Source organism: Actinomycetospora aeridis (genome assembly GCF_037400275.1).
Taxonomy (GTDB): domain Bacteria; phylum Actinomycetota; class Actinomycetes; order Mycobacteriales; family Pseudonocardiaceae; genus Actinomycetospora; species Actinomycetospora aeridis.
In genome coordinates this window covers 1-20,055 of the sequence record NZ_JBBEGL010000003.1, presented here as the reverse complement: position 1 = coordinate 20,055, position 20,055 = coordinate 1, and the positions used below count along the sequence as shown (strand labels likewise).

22 protein-coding genes are annotated in these 20,055 nt (G+C 74.5%); 18 read left to right on the top strand and 4 right to left on the bottom strand.

The features are described 5' to 3' along the window. Nucleotides 1–43 precede the first annotated feature (43 nt). Both WCD41_RS10585 and WCD41_RS10580 read left to right on the top strand, forming a co-directional pair. The gene (locus WCD41_RS10585) at nt 44–340 is read left to right on the top strand and encodes a hypothetical protein (protein WP_337713393.1); all 297 of its coding nucleotides are present in this window, start codon (nt 44–46) and stop codon (nt 338–340) included. 103 nt (nt 341–443) lie between these two features. Beyond that, a complete protein-coding gene (locus tag WCD41_RS10580; RefSeq protein WP_337713392.1) occupies nt 444–1,244 on the top strand; it encodes an esterase/lipase family protein in 801 nt (266 codons plus the stop codon). Nucleotides 1,245–1,426: 182 nt separating this feature from the next. Here WCD41_RS10580 and WCD41_RS10575 read toward each other — a convergent pair whose 3' ends face one another. Together WCD41_RS10575 and gltB are read right to left on the bottom strand one after the other, a co-directional pair. Beyond that, a complete protein-coding gene (locus tag WCD41_RS10575) occupies nt 1,427–2,890 on the bottom strand; it encodes a glutamate synthase subunit beta (protein ID WP_337713391.1) in 1,464 nt (487 codons plus the stop codon). Continuing rightward, nucleotides 2,883–7,487, bottom strand: a complete 4,605-nt coding sequence (gltB, locus tag WCD41_RS10570) for a glutamate synthase large subunit (RefSeq protein ID WP_337713390.1) — start codon at nt 7,485–7,487, stop codon at nt 2,883–2,885. Before gltB ends, WCD41_RS10575 begins: the two co-directional genes overlap by 8 nt. A gap of 384 nt (nt 7,488–7,871) precedes the next feature. Here gltB and WCD41_RS31120 point away from each other — a divergent pair, with 384 nt between their 5' ends. The 9 genes from WCD41_RS31120 (at nt 7,872) to WCD41_RS10520 (ending at nt 12,222) form a co-directional block, all read left to right on the top strand. Continuing rightward, nucleotides 7,872–8,399, top strand: a complete 528-nt coding sequence (locus tag WCD41_RS31120) for a DUF3072 domain-containing protein (protein ID WP_373695112.1) — start codon at nt 7,872–7,874, stop codon at nt 8,397–8,399. Continuing rightward, nucleotides 8,396–9,172 (top strand): pyrimidine reductase family protein, encoded by a 777-nt coding sequence (locus WCD41_RS10555; RefSeq protein WP_337713389.1) that lies wholly within the window; start codon nt 8,396–8,398, stop codon nt 9,170–9,172. The genes WCD41_RS31120 and WCD41_RS10555 overlap by 4 nt, the downstream gene beginning before the upstream one ends. Nucleotides 9,173–9,277: 105 nt before the next feature. Further along, nucleotides 9,278–9,778, top strand: coding sequence for an Asp23/Gls24 family envelope stress response protein (locus WCD41_RS10550; RefSeq protein ID WP_337713388.1), 501 nt, complete (start codon nt 9,278–9,280; stop codon nt 9,776–9,778). Continuing rightward, nucleotides 9,775–10,143: a hypothetical protein gene (locus WCD41_RS10545; RefSeq protein ID WP_337713387.1), complete on the top strand. Its 369-nt coding sequence runs from the start codon at nt 9,775–9,777 to the stop codon at nt 10,141–10,143. Before WCD41_RS10550 ends, WCD41_RS10545 begins: the two co-directional genes overlap by 4 nt. Continuing rightward, on the top strand, nt 10,140–10,391 hold the full coding sequence (locus WCD41_RS10540) for a hypothetical protein (RefSeq protein ID WP_337713386.1): 252 nt from the start codon (nt 10,140–10,142) through the stop codon (nt 10,389–10,391). Before WCD41_RS10545 ends, WCD41_RS10540 begins: the two co-directional genes overlap by 4 nt. 69 nt (nt 10,392–10,460) lie before the next feature. Further along, nucleotides 10,461–10,640 (top strand): hypothetical protein, encoded by a 180-nt coding sequence (locus WCD41_RS10535; protein WP_337713385.1) that lies wholly within the window; start codon nt 10,461–10,463, stop codon nt 10,638–10,640. Then, a complete protein-coding gene (locus WCD41_RS10530; RefSeq protein WP_337713384.1) occupies nt 10,637–11,083 on the top strand; it encodes an Asp23/Gls24 family envelope stress response protein in 447 nt (148 codons plus the stop codon). The genes WCD41_RS10535 and WCD41_RS10530 overlap by 4 nt, the downstream gene beginning before the upstream one ends. A gap of 3 nt (nt 11,084–11,086) precedes the next feature. Continuing rightward, nucleotides 11,087–11,620, top strand: coding sequence for a DUF6286 domain-containing protein (locus WCD41_RS10525; protein ID WP_337713383.1), 534 nt, complete (start codon nt 11,087–11,089; stop codon nt 11,618–11,620). Further along, on the top strand, nt 11,617–12,222 hold the full coding sequence (locus tag WCD41_RS10520) for an Asp23/Gls24 family envelope stress response protein (RefSeq protein ID WP_337713382.1): 606 nt from the start codon (nt 11,617–11,619) through the stop codon (nt 12,220–12,222). Before WCD41_RS10525 ends, WCD41_RS10520 begins: the two co-directional genes overlap by 4 nt. Before the next feature lie 13 nt (nt 12,223–12,235). On the opposite strand, the gene WCD41_RS10515 is transcribed toward WCD41_RS10520, so the two are convergent. Beyond that, nucleotides 12,236–13,306, bottom strand: a complete 1,071-nt coding sequence (locus WCD41_RS10515; RefSeq protein ID WP_337713381.1) for an ATP-dependent DNA ligase — start codon at nt 13,304–13,306, stop codon at nt 12,236–12,238. 58 nt (nt 13,307–13,364) lie between these two features. Here WCD41_RS10515 and WCD41_RS10510 point away from each other — a divergent pair, with 58 nt between their 5' ends. The 4 genes from WCD41_RS10510 to WCD41_RS10495 all read left to right on the top strand — a co-directional run bounded on the left by WCD41_RS10510 (nt 13,365) and on the right by WCD41_RS10495 (nt 17,895). After that, nucleotides 13,365–14,972, top strand: a complete 1,608-nt coding sequence (locus WCD41_RS10510; RefSeq protein ID WP_337713380.1) for an alpha/beta hydrolase — start codon at nt 13,365–13,367, stop codon at nt 14,970–14,972. A gap of 71 nt (nt 14,973–15,043) precedes the next feature. Continuing rightward, on the top strand, nt 15,044–16,015 hold the full coding sequence (locus WCD41_RS10505; protein ID WP_337713379.1) for an SDR family NAD(P)-dependent oxidoreductase: 972 nt from the start codon (nt 15,044–15,046) through the stop codon (nt 16,013–16,015). Next, nucleotides 16,012–17,232 (top strand): acyl-CoA dehydrogenase family protein, encoded by a 1,221-nt coding sequence (locus WCD41_RS10500; RefSeq protein ID WP_337713378.1) that lies wholly within the window; start codon nt 16,012–16,014, stop codon nt 17,230–17,232. The genes WCD41_RS10505 and WCD41_RS10500 overlap by 4 nt, the downstream gene beginning before the upstream one ends. Nucleotides 17,233–17,478: 246 nt before the next feature. Beyond that, a complete protein-coding gene (locus WCD41_RS10495) occupies nt 17,479–17,895 on the top strand; it encodes an ATP-binding protein (RefSeq protein ID WP_337713377.1) in 417 nt (138 codons plus the stop codon). A gap of 1 nt (nt 17,896) precedes the next feature. Here the strand turns inward: WCD41_RS10495 and WCD41_RS10490 are convergent, their stop codons facing one another. Continuing rightward, a complete protein-coding gene (locus tag WCD41_RS10490; RefSeq protein WP_337713376.1) occupies nt 17,897–18,493 on the bottom strand; it encodes a TetR/AcrR family transcriptional regulator in 597 nt (198 codons plus the stop codon). A 40-nt stretch (nt 18,494–18,533) separates the two neighbouring features. Here WCD41_RS10490 and tsaA point away from each other — a divergent pair, with 40 nt between their 5' ends. The 3 genes from tsaA to WCD41_RS10475 all read left to right on the top strand — a co-directional run. Next, nucleotides 18,534–18,968, top strand: coding sequence for a tRNA (N6-threonylcarbamoyladenosine(37)-N6)-methyltransferase TrmO (gene tsaA / locus WCD41_RS10485; RefSeq protein WP_337713375.1), 435 nt, complete (start codon nt 18,534–18,536; stop codon nt 18,966–18,968). A 32-nt stretch (nt 18,969–19,000) separates the two neighbouring features. After that, nucleotides 19,001–19,540, top strand: a complete 540-nt coding sequence (locus tag WCD41_RS10480) for a hypothetical protein (RefSeq protein ID WP_337713374.1) — start codon at nt 19,001–19,003, stop codon at nt 19,538–19,540. A 182-nt stretch (nt 19,541–19,722) separates the two neighbouring features. Beyond that, nucleotides 19,723–20,055 (top strand): hypothetical protein (locus tag WCD41_RS10475; RefSeq protein ID WP_337713373.1); only part of this gene is annotated, 333 nt, incomplete at its 3' end.

The following is a 20,055-nucleotide window of genomic DNA, read 5'->3' as shown; positions in this document are numbered from 1 at the left end:
GCGCCGCGTCCGTGGCGCCGCCGGCCCGGCGGGAGGAGAACCGGTGACCTACGACGCGGTCAGTGCGTACACGGTGCTGTTCGGGGACGGCGAGTCCCCGGCGACCGTCAGCGTGCACGGCTCGGCCGAGGACGCCTGGGGGGCCCTGGACGTCCTCGTGCGCGGTCGGTCGCGCCGCTGGCGGGCACGGACGGGCACGGTGGACCAGGAGCGGGTCACCGAGCTCGCCGAGCGCTGGCGCCGGACCGACCCGGAGCGCCGCTACTGGCAGGTCGCGCCGCACCGCCTGCGCGTCACCATGCCGGCGATCGCCGACCGCGGGCAGCCGCGGCCCGCCTGACGGGGGAAAACCCCACCCACTCGGCGGGACTGCCCGCCCGACACCTGCCGACGATCCCGGCACGCTCGTGACCAGCAGAGATCGCGGTCACGGAGGTGGGGTCATGGACAGCACGTCGTCGTTGCGGCGCCACCTCCGCGAGGTCCGGTCGGCGCTGCGGGTGGTCGTCAGCGTGCTCGGCACGCTGCTGCTCGCCGCGCTGGCCACCGGTCGGGCGCGGGCACCGCGGCCCGAGACTCCGATCGCCGCCGCACGCTCGCTCGTCGTGCTGGTGCACGGCTTCGGCGCCGGCCCGGACTGCTGGGACGCCGTCGCCGGCGCGCTGGGCGGTCCCGGCGTCGCCGTCGTCACGCACCGCTACACGTGGACCGCGCGCGTCGAGGAGCTCGGGGCACGGCTGGCCGACGAGGTCGAGGACCTCGCGCGGCGCAGCGGCGCCCGGTCGGTGACGCTGGTCGGCCACAGCCTGGGCGGCGTGATCGTCACCGCGGGCCTCGCCGACGGGCGCCTGGCGGGCGTCGTCACCCGGGTCGTGACCGTCGCCGCCCCGCTGCGCGGCACGCCCCTGGCGCGGCTGTTCCCCGTGGGCGCGGTCCGCGACCTGCGCCCCGCCTCCCCCGCCCTGCGCGGCCTCGCCGACGTCCCCCGCCGGGCCGGGGTGCCGTGGACCGCGGTCGCGTCGCACACCGACGTCGTCGTCGCCGCGCGCGCCGCCGTGCTCGACGGCACCACCCCGGTCGTCGTCGACGGGGTCGGGCACTGCGGCCTGCTGCGCGACGCCGGCGTCGTCACCCGCATCGCGGGCCTCACCCGCCCCGCCCGCCCCACGGGCCGTCGCCGCGGACCCGCCGCGGTGCACGCGCTGCCCGCCACCGCGCGCCCGGCGCTCACGCTCGTCGCCTGAGCCTCCCCTGAGCCCACCGGAGATCAGGAGCGCGCCACGCACCCCCGACCCGCCGGCGAGGTGCGTCAGGCGCTCCTGATCTCCTCGGCTGGCCGGGCGCCGCACCCACTCACCTGCGCGAACGCGGACTCTGCGCGCCTAGAAGCAGCGAACAGCACGTTCGCTGCGTAAAGGGAACCGCGTCAGGCCATCGCGCGGTCGGTGGGGTTGATCGGGCGCGGGAGGACGTCGCGCCCGGTGAGGAACGCGTCGACCCCGGCGGCGGCCGAGCGGCCCTCGGCGATCGCCCACACGATCAGCGACTGCCCGCGTCCGGCGTCGCCTGCGGCGAACACCCCGGGCACCGAGCTCTGGTAGTCGTTGCCCCGCCGCACGTTGCCGCGGTCGTCGTAGTCGACGCCGAGGCTGTCGAGCAGGCCCTCCTTCTGCGGGCCGAGGAAGCCCATCGCGAGGAACACCAGGTCGGCGGGGATCTCGCGCTCGCTGCCCTCGACCGGGACGAACTTCCCGTCGACGCGCTCGACGTCGACGAGGCGCAGCGCGCGCAGCTCGCCCTTCTCGTCGGCGAGGAACTCGTCGGTGTTGACCGAGAACACCCGCTCGCCACCCTCCTCGTGCGCCGAGGAGATCCGGAAGACCATGGGGTAGGTCGGCCACGGGTTGGTCGACGGCCGCTCGTTCGGCGGGATCGGCATGATCTCGAGCTGGGTCACCGACCGCGCGCCCTGGCGGTGGGCCGTCCCGACGCAGTCGGCGCCGGTGTCGCCGCCGCCGATCACGACGACGTCCTTGCCGGCCGCGTCGATGAAGGAGCGCTCGTAGTCGCCCTGCTGCACCTTGTTCGACGGCGGCAGGTACTCCATCGCCTGGTGCACGCCCACCGCCTCGCGGCCGGTGATCGGCAGGTCGCGCCACGCCGTGGCGCCGACCGAGAGGACGACGGCGTCGAACTCGGAGCGCAGCTTCTCGACGGAGATGTCGGTGGCGGCCGGCCCGCCGACCTCGACGCCCGCGATGAACCGCGTGCCCTCGGCCACCATCTGCTCGAGGCGGCGGTCGAGGCGCTTCTTCTCCATCTTGAACTCGGGGATGCCGTAGCGCAGGAGCCCGCCGATGCGGTCGGCGCGCTCATAGACGGTGACGTCGTGCCCGGCGCGCGTGAGCTGCTGGGCGGCGGCGAGGCCCGCGGGCCCGGAGCCGACGACGGCCACCGACTTCCCGGTCCTCGACTCCGGCAGCTGGGGCCGCACGAAGCCCTCGTCCCAGGCGCGGTCGATGATCTCGATCTCGACCTGCTTGATCGTCACGGGGTCGGAGTTGATCCCGAGCACGCAGGCCGACTCGCACGGGGCCGGGCACAGCGTGCCGGTGAACTCCGGGAAGTTGTTCGTGGCGTGCAGGCGCTCGATGGCCTCGGCCCAGTCGTCGCGCCAGACCAGGTCGTTCCACTCGGGGATCATGTTCCCGAGCGGGCAGCCCTGGTGGCAGAACGGGATGCCGCAGTCCATGCAGCGCCCGGCCTGCTTGCGCAGCGTCGCCGGGTTGAACTCCTCGTAGACCTCGTGCCAGTCACGGATCCGGATGTCGACGGGCCGGCGGCGCGGGAGCTCCCGGCCGGTGGTCATGAAACCGCGAGGGTCAGCCACGAGCTGCCTCCATGATCGCTTCGTTCACGTCGCGGCCGTTGCGCTCCGCGTCCGCGGTCGCCTGCAGCACCCGCTTGAAGTCGGTGGGCATCACCTTGGTGAAGCGCGGCAGGGCCGCGTCCCAGTCGGTGAGCAGGTCGTGGGCCACGGCGGAGTCGGTGGCCGCGTAGTGCCGTTCCACCAGCGAGCGCAGTTCGGCGGCGTCCTCGGCGCCGACGACCTCGAGCTCGACCATCTGGTGGTTGACCCGGCTCTCGGACAGGTCGAGCACGTAGGCGATGCCGCCGGACATGCCCGCCGCGAAGTTGCGGCCGGTCGGGCCGAGGATGACCGCGCGACCGCCCGTCATGTACTCGCAGCCGTGGTCGCCGACGCCCTCGACGACCGCCACGGCCCCCGAGTTGCGCACGCAGAACCGCTCGCCGACCTTGCCGCGCAGGAAGACCTCGCCGGCCGTCGCCCCGTAGAGGATGACGTTGCCCGCGACGATGTTCTGCTCGGCGACGAACGGGGCCTGCGGGTGCGGGCGCACCGAGAGCCGGCCGCCCGAGAGGCCCTTGCCGAAGTAGTCGTTGGTGTCACCGATGAGGCGCATCGTCACGCCGCGCGGCAGGAACGCCCCGAACGACTGCCCACCGGAGCCGGTGAAGGTGATGTCGATGGTGTCGTCCGGCAGGCCCTTGCCGCCCCAGCGGCGGGTGACCTCGGAGCCGAGCATCGTGCCGACGGTGCGGTTGACGTTGCGCACCGGCAGCTCGAGGCGGACCGGGGTGCCGTCGGCGATCGCGCCCTCGGCGAGCTGGATCAGGGTGTGATCGAGCGCCTTCTCGAGCCCGTGGTCCTGGCCCTTCGTCCGGTGCAGCGCCTGGCCGGCGAAGTTCTCCGGCGGCGCCGGGCGGTGCAGCACCGCGGAGAGGTCGAGGCCCTCGGCCTTCCAGTGCGACTCGGCGGCCCGGGTGTCGAGGACCTCGGTGTGCCCGATGGCCTCCTCGATGGTCCGGAAGCCCAGCATCGCCAGGTGCTCGCGCACCTCCTGGGCGATGAACTCCATGAAGGCGACGACGTACTCCGCCTTGCCGTCGAACTTCTGGCGCAGCACGGGGTTCTGGGTCGCGACGCCGACCGGACAGGTGTCGAGGTGACAGACGCGCATCATGATGCAGCCGCTGACCACCAGCGGGGCCGTCGCGAACCCGAACTCCTCGGCGCCCAGCAGGGCGGCGATGACGACGTCGCGGCCGGTCTTGAGCTGCCCGTCGGTCTGCACGACGATCCGGTCGCGCAGGCCGTTGGCGATCAGCGTCTGCTGGGTCTCGGCGAGGCCCAGCTCCCAGGGACCGCCCGCGTGCTTGATCGACGACAGCGGCGAGGCGCCGGTGCCGCCGTCGTGCCCGGAGATCAGGACGACGTCGGCGTGCGCCTTCGACACCCCCGCCGCGACCGTGCCGACGCCGACCTGCGAGACGAGCTTGACGTGCACGCGCGCCTGCGGGTTGGCGTTCTTGAGGTCGTGGATGAGCTGGGCGATGTCCTCGATCGAGTAGATGTCGTGATGCGGCGGCGGCGAGATGAGGCCGACGCCCGGCGTCGAGTACCGGGTCTTCGCGATCCACGGGTAGACCTTGTGGCCGGGCAGCTGCCCGCCCTCGCCGGGCTTCGCGCCCTGGGCGATCTTGATCTGGATGTCGTCGGCGTTGACGAGGTACTCGCTGGTCACCCCGAAGCGCCCGGACGCGACCTGCTTGACCGCCGAGCGGCGCGAGTCGCCGCCCGGGTCGCGGGTGAAGCGGTCCGGGTCCTCGCCGCCCTCACCGGTGTTGGAGCGCCCGCCGAGACGGTTCATGGCGATGGCCAGGACCTCGTGCATCTCCTGCGAGATCGACCCGTAGGAGATGGCGCCGGTGTTGAAGCGCTTGACGATCTCGGCCACCGGCTCGACCTCGTCGATCGGGACCGGGGCCCGCTCGCCCTCCTTGAACCCGAAGAGCCCACGCAGGGTCAGCAGCGACGAGCTCTGCTCGTCGACCGCCCGCGTGTACTCCTTGAACGTGTCGTAGTTCTGGGTGCGCGTGGAGTGCTGCAGCTTGAACACCGTGTGCGGGTTGAAGACGTGCAGCTCGCCCTCGCGGCGCCACTGGTACTCGCCGCCGACCGCGAGCTCGCGGTGGTCGGCCTTCACGCCGTCCGCGGGCCAGGCCTGGCGGTGGCGCAGGGCGACCTCCTCGGCCAGCACGTCGTAGCCCACGCCGCCGAGGCGGGAGGTCGTGCCCGCGAAGCACTCGTCGATCACCTCGGTGCCGAGGCCGATCGCCTCGAACACCTGGGCGCCCATGTAGGACGCGACGGTCGAGATCCCCATCTTGCTCATGACCTTGCGGACGCCCTTGGCGAGCGCCTCGACGACGTTGCGCGTCGCGGTGCCGGACGTGACGCCGGTGATGACGCCGCGGTCGATGAGGTCGTCGACGGAGTCGAGCGCGAGGTACGGGTTCACCGCGCTCGCGCCGTAGCCCAGCAGCAGCGACACGTGGTGGGTCTCGCGGACGTCGCCGGCCTCGACGACGAGGTCGACGCGGGTGCGCGTCTTCTCGCGGACGAGGTGGTGGTGCACCGCGCCGGTGAGCAGCAGCGACGGGATCGGCGCGTGCTCGGCGTCGGAGTTGCGGTCGGACAGGATGATGATGCGGGCACCGTCCGCGACGGCGGCGCCGACCTCGCGGCGGATCTCCGCGAGCCGCTCGCGCAGCGCGTCGCCGCCCCCGGCGTGGCGGTAGAGCCCGGAGACGACGTAGGGCGCGAACCCCGGCATGTCGCCGTCGTCGTTGATGCCGACCAGCTGCGCGAGCTCGTCGTCGTCGAGCACCGGCAGCGGCAGCACGACGCGGCGCGCGGAGGCCGGCGAGGCGTCGAGCAGGTTGGTCTCCGAGCCCAGGTGCACCTGCAGCGAGGTGACGAGCTCCTCGCGGTAGGCGTCCAGCGGCGGGTTGGTGACCTGCGCGAACAGCTGCACGAAGTAGTCGAACAGCACGCGGCTGCGCGAGGAGAACGGCGCGAGCGGCGCGTCGTTGCCCATCGAGCCGGTGGCCTCGGCGCCCGTCGTCGCCATCGGGCGCAGCAGCAGCGAGACCTCCTCGCCGGTGTAGCCGAACGACTGCTGGCGGCGCACGAGGGTGTCGTGGACGAACCCGATGCGCTCGCGCACGGGCAGGTCGGCGAGCTCGACCATCCCGGCGTGCAGCCACTCGTCGTAGGGGTGCTCGGCGGCGAGCTCGCCCTTGATCTCGTCGTCGTCGACGATGCGCCGCCCGACGGTGTCGACGAGGAACATGCGGCCGGGCTCGAGGCGGCCCTTGCGCACGATCGTCGTCGGGTCGATGTCGAGCACGCCGACCTCGGAGCCGAGCACGACGAGGCCGTCCTCGGTGACCCAGTAGCGGGCCGGGCGCAGGCCGTTGCGGTCGAGCACCGCGCCGATCACCGAGCCGTCGGTGAACGCCGCGAGCGCGGGGCCGTCCCAGGCCTCCATCAACGTGGAGTGGTAGCGGTAGAAGGCGCGCCGGGCCGGGTCCATCTCGGCGTGGTTCTCCCACGCCTCGGGGATCATCATCAGCACCGCGTGGGGCAGCGTGCGCCCGCCGAGGTGCAGCAGCTCGAGCACCTCGTCGAAGGTCGCCGAGTCGCTGGCGTCTGGCGTGACGACCGGGAAGAGGCGGTCGAGCTCGGCCTCGCCGAACGCGCCGGTGGCGAGCATCGACTCGCGCGCGGCCATCCAGTTCCGGTTGCCGCGCAGGGTGTTGATCTCGCCGTTGTGCGCGAGGTAGCGGTACGGGTGCGCGAGGCTCCACGCCGGGAAGGTGTTGGTGGAGAAGCGGCTGTGCACCAGCGCGATCGAGCTCGTGGTGCGCTCGTCGCCGAGGTCGGCGAAGAACGGCTCGACCTGCGGCTCGGCGAGCATGCCCTTGTAGACGACGGTGCGCCCGGACAGGCTCGGGAAGTAGGTCTCGACCCCCGCGGCGCGCGTCTCGTGCTCGACCCGCTTGCGCACGGCGAAGGCGCGCCGCTCGAGCGTCATCACGACGCCCGCGTCGTCGTCCCCCGCGTTCGGCGTGTCGACGACCTCCGTCACCCCCGACGGCAGGCCCAGGAAGAGCTGGCGGAACCGCGGCATGACCGCCCGGGCGGTGTCGCCGATGCCGGCGCCGTCGGGGTCGACGGGCAGCTCGCGCCAGGCGAGGACCTCGAGGCCCTCCTCGGCGGCGATGCGCCCGACGATCTCCTCGACCGCGGCCGGGTCGGCGTCCGCGGGCAGGAAGGCGTTGCCGACCGCGTAGCGGCCGGCCTCGGGGAGCTCCACGCCGGCCTCGGCCAGCACGGGGCGGTACAGCCCGTCCGGGACCTGGATGAGGATGCCGGCGCCGTCACCGGTTTCGGGCTCGGCGCCGCGGGCACCCCGGTGTTCCAGGTTGAGCAGGGCGGTCAGGCCCCGGCCGACCGTGCGATGGTCACGACGTCCGGCGATGTCGGCGACGAAGGCCACACCGCAGGCGTCGTGCTCGTACGCCGGGTCGTAGAGCCCCTCGGAACGTCGAGTCTCCACGTGCGCCTCCGATCGTCGCTTCCGTGCAGGTGGTGGTTCGCCGGGTCCGGCGTGGTGGTCGCGGGTCCCCCGGAGCGCTCGGTGTGGCGGCGCTCGTCGGGGGGAAGAGGCCCCGGCAGACCGGTCGGTGGCGGGCGACCGGAGGGGCAACCTGACGTTAACCTCCGCGGCCGTCGCCGCGCACCGTGCCGACGCCGCCGAAAGAGTGCTGATCGCCATAGCGCGGCAACCCGCCCCGACACGGTGCGCACTCGACGGAGCAGGTGTCCCTCGCCGTTGAGGGGGTAACCGCGTCAGTGTCTCGAACGTCTGTTCGAGGGACCGTACGGATCGCGGCCGGGCAGACCGGCCGCGGCGACGTCGCCCGACGAGCGAGGAGTGCTCATGACCGATCCCGACACGCCGACCAGTCTGGCCGACGACACACCGTCGGGCCAAGAGGCCGCTACCGGGCAGTACCAGGGATCGGGCGACGCGGCACCCGACCCGCACGCCGTGAAGACCCCGGGTGACGACTCCCCCGCCGCCAAGGACAACGCCGCCTGGGTGACCGGCGACGAGCCCATGACCGGACCGCAGGCGAGCTACCTCGAAACCCTCGCCCACCAGGCCGGGGAGGAACCGCCGACCGGTCTGACCAAGGCGCAGGCCTCCGACGAGATCGAGCGTCTGCAGGGCTCGGTGACGCCCGGCGACGGCAACGGTGACGGGAGCGCGGACGGCGGGCCCGACCTCTCCCGCCAGGAGCGACCGACCACCGAATGGGTGACAGGTGACGAGCCCATGACCGGGCCCCAGGCGAGCTACCTCGAGACGCTGGCGCAACAAGCGGGCGTCGAGCCGCCGACGGGACTGACCAAGTCGCAGGCGTCGCGGGCGATCGACGACCTGCGGCAGAAGGCCGGTTCGTGAGGGAGGTCGGACCGGTCCCCGCTGCAGGATCCGCTGAGCTGGACCGGGACGACCTCGCGCACCGCTACGCCTATCCCCCCGACCCCGACCGCCCCTGGGTGCGCGTGAACTTCGTCGCCAGCGCGGACGGTGCCGTCGCGGTGGGCGGGCTCTCCACCGGGCTGCACGCCCCGGGCGACCGCGAGGTGTTCGGTGTGCTCCGCGAGCTCGCCGACGTGGTGCTCGTCGGGGCGGGGACCGCGCGCGCCGAGCGCTACCGCGGCGCCCGCACCACCGCCGAGCGCCGCGAGCGACGCCGTACCCGCGGCCAGGCGCCCGTGCCGCCGATCGCCGTCGTCAGCACCCGCGGCGACCTCGACCCCGGGGCGGGGCTGTTCACCGACACGTCCGTGCCGCCGCTGGTCCTCACGGCCGCCGCGCACGCCGACGGGGCCCGCGCCCGGCTCGGCGCCGGCGCCGAGGTGGTCGCGGCGAGCGGGGACGACCCGGAGAGCACCGACCCCGGCCCGGTGCTCGACGCCCTCGCCGCGCGGGGCATGGTGCGGGTGCTGTGCGAGGGCGGGCCGGCGCTGTTCGGCTCCCTGCTCGCCGCCGGGCGCGTCGACGAGCTGTGCCTGAGCCTCGCCCCCCAGCTCGCGGGCGGGGGGATCGACCGCATCGTCTCCGGGCCCGCGCTCGATCCCCCGCGCGCGCTGCGGCTCGCGTCGGTGATCACCCACGACGACGGGCTCCTGCTGCGCTACCGACTGGACACCGTTGGTCCTTTCGGGTGACACCGCATGACGTTCCGACGCCTGCGGTGTCCCACGGGTACCGGGTCGGCAACCGGCCCGCCCGGCCACCAGTCAGAGACGCCAGCGCACCAGGAGCGCCACACCATGACGCAGAGCCCCAGCACCGCCACCGGCTCCGAGGCCGCAGCCGTGTCGAGCGGTCGGACCGGGGGTGCCACCCCGGCCCGCCTCGCCGACGACACGGGGCAGGGCAAGACCACCATCGCCTCCGGCGTGGTCCAGAAGATCGCCGGCATCGCCGCTCGCGACGTCTCGGGCGTCTACTCCATGGGCGGCGGGGTCTCGCGCGCCTTCGGCGCGATCCGCGAGCGCATCCCCGGCGGCAGCGGCACCTCGCAGGCCGCAGGCGTGCAGGTGGAGGTCGGCGAGAAGCAGGCCGCCATCGACCTCGACATCATCGTCGAGTACGGCGCCGGCATCGTCGAGCTCGCCCGCGCGGTCCGCCGCAACGTCATCGCCGCCGTCGAGCAGATGACCGGTCTCGAGGTCATCGAGGTCAACATCGCCGTCAACGACATCCACATGCCGGGCGACGAGGACGACGACGACCAGCCCGCGGCGCAGTCCTCGACGCGGGTCGAGTGAGCACGCCCCACCCCGCTGCGGGGACCCGGCCGCCCGGGGCCGCCGTGGCCCCGGGGGCCGCGGGGGTCGCGGACGCGCCGGGCCTCGGTCCGCTGCCGGAGCGGATCGCCGAGGCGCTGCTCGCCCACCCCGCGGTGGCGGCGCTCTCGGGCGGCCCGTTCGGCACCCTCGCGACCTACCTGCCCGGGCGCCGGCTGCCCGGCATCGTCCTCGGTGACGGCGGGGAGCCGGACCGGATCGCCGTGGTCCTGTACTACGGCGCCCCGGTCGGGGCGACCAGCGACGAGCTGCGGCGGATCGTCGCCGCGGCGTCGGGCAACCGGCGGGTCGACGTCACCGTCGCCGACGTGGAGATGCCGGCGTGAGCGCACCCGTCGACCCCCACGCCGACGTCCGGGCCGCACGGCGTGCGTTCGTCCGCACGCACCACCCGGACGTCGGCGGCGACCCGGTCGCCTTCCGGGAGGGACTGGCCGCCCTCCGGGCGCACCCCGCGCCGGACGACCCGCGGCTCGACGCCCCGATCGTGGTCGTCCCCGCCGGGCGGCTCGCCCGGCTCGGCCGGTTCGGGCGACGGCTGACACGCCGGCGCCGCACGGCCCGCGTGCTCTAGAACTCGGCTTCGAAATCCCTGGGCTTCCGCCGATCGGCGCGGAGCCTGCACAACGTGGAGGTAGTGGTCATGAGCGCCACCCGCGCCGGCATGTTCGTCGGCCTCATCCTGGGCGTGGCGGCCGCCGCCGGCGGTCTCCAGGGCTTCTTCGTGGCCCTGGTCCTCGGGGTCCTGGGCTTCGTCGTCGGGCGCGTGCTCGACGGCGAGCTCGACGTCAACCAGTTCGTCGGGCGCGGCCGCGACCGATGAGCTCCCCGACCGACGTCACCGTGCCGACGGGCGTCCCCGTGCCGGGCGGGCCCGATGCGGGCCCCGCGCCGGACGAGCCGGCCGAGCGCGGCCGTCTCGACGTGGCGCTCTCCGTGGTCCGCAAGATCGCGGAGTACGCGGCGGACCACACCGCGGGCACCGTGCGCACCCAGCGACGCCTCGCCGGGCTGGACCTCGGCGAGTCCGGCACCAGCGCCAAGGTCTCGGGCTACGGGGAGCAGGTCGACCTGCGCCTCGAGGTCCCGCTGGCCTACCCGGCGCGGATCGCCGACAGCGCCGCCGCGGTGCGCGACGCCGTGCGCGACCGCGTGCAGGAGCTGACGCCCTACCGCGTGCGGTCGCTCGACATCGGCGTCTCCGCGCTGACCGATCCCGACCTCCGGGCCACCTCGTCCCGGACCCCCGCCTCCCGGACGGAGTGAGAAGTGCGCCTCCTGCTGCGCGTGCTCGCGCCGCTGCTCGGGCTCGTGCTGGCCGTCGTCGGCCTCGCCCTCCTGGTCGAGACGATCACGGCCTGGATCGCGCCCGCCTCGAGCCCGCTCGTCGTGCCCTGGCCGACGTGGCGCACGGCGATCGAGGGTCTGACCTGGTCGTCCGGGTCGGTGCGTGCCACCGCGATCGTCGTCGGGGTGGTCGGGCTGCTCGTGCTGCTGATCGGGCTGGTCTCGCGGCGCCACGACGTGTTCCTCGCCGACCCGGTCCCCGAGGTCACCGTCACCACCTCCCCGCGGTCGCTGGCCCGCGCGGTGGGCCACGAGGTCCGCTCGCACGACGACGTCCTGTCGGCGTCCGTCGTCGCGTCGGCCTCGAAGATCACCGTCAAGGCCGCGACCCTCGACCCCGCCGAGGGCGTCCGCGCCGCGGTCCGCGACCGGGTCACCGAGATGCTCGTGCGCCTGCCCCTGGCCCGCCGTCCGCGCGTGTCGGTGTCGGTCACCACCACCAAGGGGGTCAAGTGAGCCGCCGCTCCCGCGCCGCCGTCGCCCGCTCCGCCGGGGGCGACCGCACGCTCACCACGATCGTCGGCCTGGTGCTCGTCGCCGCGTCCGTGCTCGCCCTGCTCGTGGGCTACGGCGTGTTCGGGTCCTTCCGCGCCCAGCGCCCGGTCGTGGACCCGATCGCGGTGGGGTGGGTGACGACCCACGCCGACGCCACCCGCTGGATTGCCATCGGCGCCGGGGTGCTGCTCTTCCTCGTCGGCCTGTGGTGGACGCTGCGCTCGCTGCGCCCGGAGCCCCGCCCGGACGTCTCGCTCTCCGAGCTCCCGGGCGAACGGCTCACCGTCGAGCACTCCGCGATCTGCGACGCCGTGCGTCACGACGCCGAGGGCATCGACGGCGTCAGCCGCGCCCGCGTGCGCCTCGTCGGGGACCCGATGAAGCCCGCCCTGCGGATCGCGCTGACCCTCGTCGAGGGCACCGACGTCCGCGACGTCTGGGCCGACCTCGACGGGCGGGTCCTCGCCCGCGCCCGCGAGGCGTTCGCGGTGTCCGCGCTGCCCACCGCCGTGCGCCTCGAGCTGGACGCCAGCTCGGCCCCGACGCCGGCGCGGGTCGAGTAGGCCCTACTAGGCCCTACCGAGCAGTGAGCACCTCGGCCAGGTCGAAGCGCACCGGCCGGTCCAGCTGGGCGAAGGTGCACGAGGCCGGGTCGCGGTCGGGCCGCCAGCGCTTGAACTGCGCGGTGTGCCGGAAGCGCACGCCCTCCATGTGGTCGTACTTGACCTCCACGACGCGCTCCGGGCGCAGCGGCACGAACGACAGGTCCTTCTGGGCGTTCCAGCGGCTGTGCTCGGCCTCGCGGGGGGTGCGGGTGCCCTCCTCCTGCGCCGCCCAGGCCCAGGGGTGGCCCTCGAACGAGGTGACGAGCGGCTGGAGCTCGGTGAACAGCTCCTTGCGCTTCGCCATCGGGAAGGCCCCGATCACGCCGATGCTCTGCAGCGAGCCGTCCTCGGTGTGGAGCCCGAGCAGTAGCGAGCCCAGCGCGTCGGGACCCGACTTGTGGACGCGGTAGCCCGCGACGACGCAGTCGGCCGTGCGCTCGTGCTTGATCTTGCTCATGACCCGCTTGTCGGGCTGGTAGGTCAGGTCCGCCTTCTTGGCGATGAGCCCGTCGAGCCCCGCGCCCTCGAACTGCTCGAACCAGTCCCGCGCGGTGTCGAGGTCCTCGGTCATGGGCGTGAGGTGGATGTCGGGACGGTCGAGCCCGCCGACGACCTCGGCCAGGCGCTCCCGGCGCTCGGTGAAGGGACGGCCGGTGAGGTCGTCGTCGCCGAGGGCGAGGAGGTCGAACGCCACGAAGTGGGCCGGGGTCTCGACGGACAGCTTCTTCACGCGCGACGCCGCCGGGTGCACCCGCTGCAGCAGCGCCTCGAAGTCCAGGCCGGTGCCCTCGGCGTCGACGACGACGATCTCCCCGTCGACGACGCAGCGGGGCGGGAGCGCCGCCTGCACGGCCTCGACGAGCTCCGGGAAGTAGCGGGTCATCGGCTTCTCGTTGCGGCTGCCGATCTCGACCTCGTCGCCGTCGCGGAACACCACCGACCGGAAGCCGTCCCACTTCGGCTCGTAGCGCTGGCCGGCGGGGATCTCCGCGACGGCCTTGGCCAGCATGGGGGCGACGGGTGGCATCACGGGCAGGTCCACGGGCACATCTTCCCGCCCCCTCACGGAGACGCCACCCGCGGCCGTCAGACTCCACGGCGTGTCGAGCACGGAGCCGCTGATCGGGGCGCGCAGCGGATCCCGTCCCGCCGGGGTCCTGATCGTCCTCGTGCTCGGCGCCCTGCTGCTGGGTGGCTGCGCCGTCGGGCCCTCGCAGCGCCCGCCGGTGGCCACCGTGGTCGACGAGCCGCCGAGCGAGGAGCCCGCGCCGGAGACCGGCGCGCCCGGTCCGGCGCCCTCGCTGCTGCCGCCGCTGCTCCCCGCGCCCGGGGCGGCCGCCGGCTTCTCCGACTGCACCGCCGAGATCCGCGGGACGATCCCGCCGGCCGACCTCGGCGGGCGCGACCTGCGCTTCGGCTGCCAGAGCGTGGCGGTCGGCGGGGGCGGCTCGTCCCGCGCGGAGGTGGGCGTCCTGCAGGTCACCGTCGGGCCCCCGCCGCCCGGGGGGCCGATCCCGGTCGTGGTGGTCGGCGAGGCCGGCGGCCCGTCCGGCAGCGACCGCGCGATCCGGCTCGCCGCGACCGCGCCGGAGCCGTTCCTCGCCGGGACCGCGCTCTACGGCGTCGACCTGCGCGGCACCGGCAACTCCGAGCCGGTCGACTGCATCACGCCCACGATCCGCGAGTCGCTCGTCGACGCCGACCCGGTCGCCGCGGACCCGGTGTCGCTCGTGCCGCTGCGCGACGCCGCGGCCGCCGCCGCGCGCACGTGCACCCAGGTGCTCGAGAACGCCCTCACCGACTTCCGCACCGGCGTCGACGCCCAGGACCTCGAGGACGTCCGCGCGACGCTCGGGGTGGAGCGGATGCACGTCATCGGCGTCGGGGAGGGCGCCGGGGTGGCCGCGACGTGGATCCGGCGCCACCCGACGGCGGTGGGCCGCACGGTGCTCGACGGCGCCCCCGACGCGACCAGCACGTTCTCCCAGCTCGCCCGCGAGCGGGCCACCGCGGCCCGGGGGGCGCTCGACGCCTTCGCCGCGGACTGCACCGCGCGCCCGGACTGCCCGCTCGGGCTCGACCCGGCGACGACGGTCGCGGGCATCCTGTCCAACCTGCGTGCCGCACCCCTGGCCGGCCCGGCCGGGCGCCGCGTCACCGACGGCACCGCCACCCGCGCGCTGGTCACCGGACTGGCCGAGCCGCAGCGGTGGCCCGCGCTCGCCACGGCCCTCGCGGCGGCGGGCGGCGGCGACCCGGCCGGCGTCCTGGCCCTGCTCGCCCCGGCCGAGGCCGACGGCGGCGGCTTCGACGCGGGCGTGCTCCTGACCTGCAACGACACCCTCGAGCGGCCCACGCTCGACCAGGTCGCGACGGACGCCGGGCAGGCGCGGACCGCCGACCCGCTCTTCGGGGCCTACTTCGCCCACGACGCGCTGCTGTGCAGCTCGTGGCCGGTGCCCACCGACCTCCCCCCGCCGAGCAGCGCCACCGGGCCGCCCTCGCTGGTGCTGGGCACGCGCGGCGACCCCCTCACCCCGTTGCCCGGCAGCGAGCGGCTGGTCGGCCAGCTGGGCTCCGCGAGCCTGGTGACCTGGCTCGGCGCGGGCCACGGCGCCTTCCCGGCCACCCCGTGTGTCCAGAACGCCGTCGCCGGCTACCTGCGGGACGGGGTGCTGCCGCAGCAGGGCACGGTCTGCCCACCTTGAGTTCCGTCTTGGTGATCTTTGTCCGGTGCGCCCGGGCCGCCTCGAGCCGTCGTCGTGGTTAGCCTGCCCCCGTGCAGCTTCCCCGCCTCGTCGACGCCGCGCTGGACCGCCTGGTCGTCCCCGGTTACTCCCGCCTGGGGTACGTCGCGCGGCGTGCGGGCTGGAGCGCGCTGCCGTCCGGGTGCCTCGCGGGCCGCACGATCCTCGTCACCGGAGCGTCCGGCGGGCTCGGGGCCGCCACCGCGCGCGGGCTCGCGGCGCTCGGCGCACGGGTCGAGCTGGTGGTCCGGGACCGCGCCCGCGGTGAGCAGGCCCGGGACGCGATCCGGGCGGACCGTCCGGGCGCGGCCGTCGACGTCGCCGAGTGCGACGTCTCGTCGCTCGCGGACGTGCGCCGCTACGCCGCCGAGGTCCGCGACCGCGAGGCGGCGGTGCACGGGCTCGTGCACAACGCCGGCGTCATGCCCCCCGAGCGCACCGAGACCGCCGACGGCCACGAGCTCGCGCTGGCGACCCACGTGCTCGGCCCGTTCCTGCTGACCCGCGAGCTGCGCCCGGTGCTGCGGGCCGGCGCCTCGCCCACGTCGCCGTCGCGGGTCGTGTTCGTCTCGTCCGGCGGCATGTACACGGCGTCGCTGCCCACCGACGACCCCGAGTTCCGCTCCGGGACCTACTCCGGGGGTGCCGCCTACGCGCGCACCAAGCGGATGCAGGTGGTGCTCGCCGAGCTGCTCGCCGACGACCTCGCGAGCGACGGCATCGTCGTGCACAGCATGCACCCGGGGTGGGCCGACACCCCCGGCGTCGCGAGCTCGATGCCCGGCTTCCACCGCGTCACCGGGCCCCTGCTGCGCACCGACGAGCAGGGCGCGGACACCGCGGTGTGGCTGCAGGCGGCCGCGGAGGCCGGCCACAGCACCGGGGTGTTCTGGCACGACCGGGCACCACGCCCCACCCACTACCTGCCCCGCGGCGCCGAGACCCCGCAGGCCCGCGCCGCGCTGTGGACGCTGTGCGTGGACGCGACGGGGGGCGAGCGGTGAGCGAGACCTGGAAGCGCCGCGGGCTGGGCGAGGTGACGACGGCCGCCCCCGTCGACGCGCTGCCCCTGACCCCCGAGCGCCGGGCCCTGCAGCACACCGCGCGGGCGTTCGCGATGGAGGAGGTCCTGCCGGTCGCCGACGAGCTCGACCCGCGGCGCGAGGACATCCCCGGCTCCCTGCTCGACCGACTCGGCGAGCTCGGGTTCTTCGGGCTGCTCGTCGACGCCGAGCACGGCGGGCAGGGCCTCGGGGTGTTCGAGTACTGCCTCGTCTCCGAGGAGCTGGCCCGCGCCTGGATGAGCGTCGGCAGCATCATCGCCCGGGGCAACGGCACCGGGTGCGCCTCGCCGGACACGTCGCGCCGCGCGGAGCTGCTGCGGGCGAGCGCCGCGGGACGCTGGGTCGGGGCGATCGCGTTCTCCGAGCCCCACGCGGGCTCCGACCTCGCGGGGGTCGAGTGCACGGCTCGCCGGGTGGACGACGGCTGGGTCGTCGAGGGGACCAAGCGCTGGGTGGGCCACGCCCTCGCCGCCGACTTCCTGCACCTCCTGGCCCGCACGCGCCCGCCCGGTGAGGGCGAGAGCCGCTCCGACGGCCTGGAGCTCTTCCTCGTCCCCAAGGAGCGCGGCCGGTTCCCGGACGGCGTGACCGGTACGCCCATCGACAAGATCGGCTACTTCGGCCTGACGACCTGGGAGCTGCAGCTCGACGGCCTGCGGCTGCCGGAGGACGCGCTGCAGGACACCGGCCAGGCCGAGGGGCAGGGCTTCAAGGACAGCCTGCGCTGGCTGGGCACGGCCCGGGTGCAGACCGCCGCGCGCGCCGTGGGGCTCGCCCGCGGGGCGCTCGAGGACGCGGTGGCCTACAGCAGGCGCCGCGAGCAGTTCGGGCACCCGATCGCCGACCAGCAGGCGCTCCGGCACAAGCTCGCCGACATGGCCGCCGCCGTCGACGCCGCCCGGGCGCTGTGGTGGCACGCCGCGTGGCTGCTCGACGAGGGGGCGCCGGGCGGCGACGTCGCGGCGTCGTCGGCCAAGCTGTTCGCCTCGGAGACCGCGGAGCGGGTCACCAGCGACGCCCTGCAGATCTTCGGCGGCAACGGCTACACCACCGAGCACTCGGTGGAGCGCTACTGGCGCGACGCCCGCCTGACGACCATCTTCGAGGGGACGTCGGAGATCCAGCGGAAGATCATCTCGGACGCGCTGCTCGCCTGACACCCGTCCGGCGGAGATCTCTTCACCCGACTGTCATGGTTGTCGTTCACCCGGTCGGACGCGGTGCCGGCGGCTTTCCCGACCGTTCACCCGCCGATCGTGCCGGACGGACCGTTCGTGTCGTTGGTGGTCGACCTCTCCGGTGACGGTCGCGCACCGTGGGCATGCGGTGCCGAGGCGTGACCAGGATGTGACCGACGGGGTCGCAGACGGTCCGGGCACGCGACCAGCCGGGCGGGGGACCTGATGACCGACGCAGTGGAGTTCGCGCGGGCTGTGCATCCAGCTCGTGTCGACGAGGCCCAACGGATGCGGCACGAGGCCAGGGACTGGCTGGCGGGGCTGGACATCGACCAGGAGGCGCGCGAGCGCGTCCTGACCGCGGTGTCGGAGGCGGTCGAGAACGCGTGCGAGCACGCCTACCCGGAGGACACCGAGGGCGTCGTCGAGCTGACGCTGTGGTGCGAGAAGGACGCGGTGAACGTGCGGGTCACCGACCACGGGCAGTGGACCGAGGGGTCCCAGCCCGCGGCACCGGGGTCGCACGCCCGGCGCGGGCGCGGGTTCGTGCTCATGCACCGCAGCGTCGACAGCGTGGCGATCCGGCACACCGCCGGGGGCACCACGGTGGCGCTGCGGCAGCACCGGGAGCCGGCGGGGTAGCTCAGCGGACGGTCATCCCGGCGATCATCTGGTCGAAGAACCCGAGCAGCTCCTCGCGCAGCGCGGGGTGCTGCTCGGGCGGGGCCTGGCCGAGCAGCTGACCTGCGCTCGAGAGCATCCCGAGCACGAGCGTCGGGTACGACGCGCCGGGCGTGCGCACGAGGATCCCCTCGCGGGCCAGCCCGTCGAGGATCCGGGCGATGAAGGCGTAGGCGTAGTCGCGCTCGCACTCCCGCCACCGCTCCCAGCCGAGCGCGAGCGGGCCGTCGCGGAAGACGATCCGGCCGTAGCGCGGCTCGCTGCAGGCCTCGAGGAAGGTCGCGAGGGCGGTGCGGGCGCCCGTGAGGAGGTCCGGGGCGTCCTCGAGGGTGCGGGTCAGGCGCTCGTGCACCTCCGTCTCACGCGCCGAGAACACCGCCTCGAACAGGGCGGCCTTGCCGGCGAAGTGGTGGTAGACCGCGCCCTTCGTCATGCCCGCGACGGCGGCGACGTCGTCGATGGAGGTCTCGGCGAACCCGCGCTCGGCGAAGAGCGCGGTCGCCGCCTCCACCAGCCCCGCCCGGGTCGCGGCGGTGGCCTCGGCGCGGGGGGACGTCACGCGGGGCACCGCCGAAGGGTACGGCCCCTACGGTGGCGGGATGGCCGAATCCCCTCCCGTCCTGCGTGTGCTGGGGTACGTGTCGTCGCCCCTGACCGACCGCTCCGACGCCCCGCGCCAGGGCGACGAGGGCGGGCCCGACGCCGTCGTGCGCCTCGAGCCCGACCTCGCCCCGGCGCTGGCCGACGTGGCCGTCGGGGACGAGGTCCTCCTGATCACCTGGCTGGACCGCGGCGACCGCTCCGTCCTGCGCGTCCACCCGCGCAACGACACCTCCCTGCCCCTGACGGGGGTGTTCTCCACCCGCTCCCCCGACCGCCCCAACCCCCTGGGCCTGCACCAGGTCCGCGTGCTGGCGATCGACGGGACCGAGCTGCGGGTCTCGGATCTGGAGGCCGTGGACGGCACGCCGGTGGTCGACATCAAGCCGGTGCTCGGGCCGATCGGGTCGCGGTGCCACAACCCGTCGACCTAGAATCAGGTACCTGTTCCTGATCGGAGGTCGCCGTGGCGAGTCGTCTGGGCCGTCGGACGCGCCGGGTGCTGGTGTTCGTGCACGTGGTCGTCTCGCTGGGCTGGATGGGCGCCGGGGCCGCGAACGTGGTGCTCGCGGCGACCGCCCTGACGTCGCCGCTCGGACTCGCGCACGCGTGCTACGTGCTCATCGACCGGATCGACCTGTGGCTGGTCATCCCGGGCGCGTTCGGCGCGCTGGGGACCGGGATCGCGCTCGGGCTGCTCACGCCGTGGGGGCTCGCCCGCCACTGGTGGGTGCTCGTCAAGCTTGTGCTGACGGTCGGGGTGATCCTCTTCAGCACCCTCGCCGTCGGGGTCTGGGTGCTGGAGAGCATCGAGGCGACCGCTGCCGGGATGGCCCACCCCGGCCCGCTCGCGGCGCCGCTGGTGTGGGGTGGCGCGACGAACCTCGTCGCCTTCCTGCTCATGACCTGGGCGTCGGTGGCGAAGCCCTGGGGCACGACGCCGTGGACACGTCGCCCGACCCGCCGGCGCACCGGGGCGACGGCCTCGGTCCCGGCGGTGTCGTGAGACCACGGGTCGGCGTGGTGCGGGGTGTGTCAGCCTGGCGGCCACGCTGACGTTGGACGTCAGGATCGCCACCAGCTCGATCGCCGCGACACGCCGGGCGTCTGCTGGGCGCTCGTTCTGTGCTCTGACCTGGGATTCTTGATCCACATCGGTTGTCGGGGGTCGGGTCTAGCGTTCTGATCGTGAGCATCGACGACCGCGCGACCGGCACGGCGCTGCCGCTCGGGCTGTATCGGGTGCTCGGTGTGCTCGACGCGGTCGATCCCACGTCGTTGGCCGGCGCGGAGGTGGTCGGGTACGCGCACGCCTGTTTCCGGGCCCGTAACCAGGCCTCGGCGCGGTTCCTGACCGCGCTGCACGAGGCGGGCCGGGCGGTGGCCGGGCAGAAAGGGCGCCGGTCGCTGCTCGACGAGTTCTCCGGCGACGAGGCCGCCGCCGCGCTCGGCTGGTCGCGGGCGATGGCCTCCCGCTGGCTGGACCTGGCCGACGATGTGCTGGTCCGGCTGCCCGAGGTG

Coding starts and splice junctions, on each gene's coding strand:
- WCD41_RS10580 (WP_337713392.1), top strand. CDS start 444: ATGGACAGCACGTCGTCGTTGCGGCGCCACCTCCGCGAGGTCCGGTCG.
- WCD41_RS31120 (WP_373695112.1), top strand. CDS start 7,872: ATGACCGATCCCGACACGCCGACCAGTCTGGCCGACGACACACCGTCG.
- WCD41_RS10550 (WP_337713388.1), top strand. CDS start 9,278: ATGACGCAGAGCCCCAGCACCGCCACCGGCTCCGAGGCCGCAGCCGTG.
- WCD41_RS10535 (WP_337713385.1), top strand. CDS start 10,461: ATGAGCGCCACCCGCGCCGGCATGTTCGTCGGCCTCATCCTGGGCGTG.
- WCD41_RS10530 (WP_337713384.1), top strand. CDS start 10,637: ATGAGCTCCCCGACCGACGTCACCGTGCCGACGGGCGTCCCCGTGCCG.
- WCD41_RS10495 (WP_337713377.1), top strand. CDS start 17,479: ATGACCGACGCAGTGGAGTTCGCGCGGGCTGTGCATCCAGCTCGTGTC.
- tsaA (WP_337713375.1), top strand. CDS start 18,534: ATGGCCGAATCCCCTCCCGTCCTGCGTGTGCTGGGGTACGTGTCGTCG.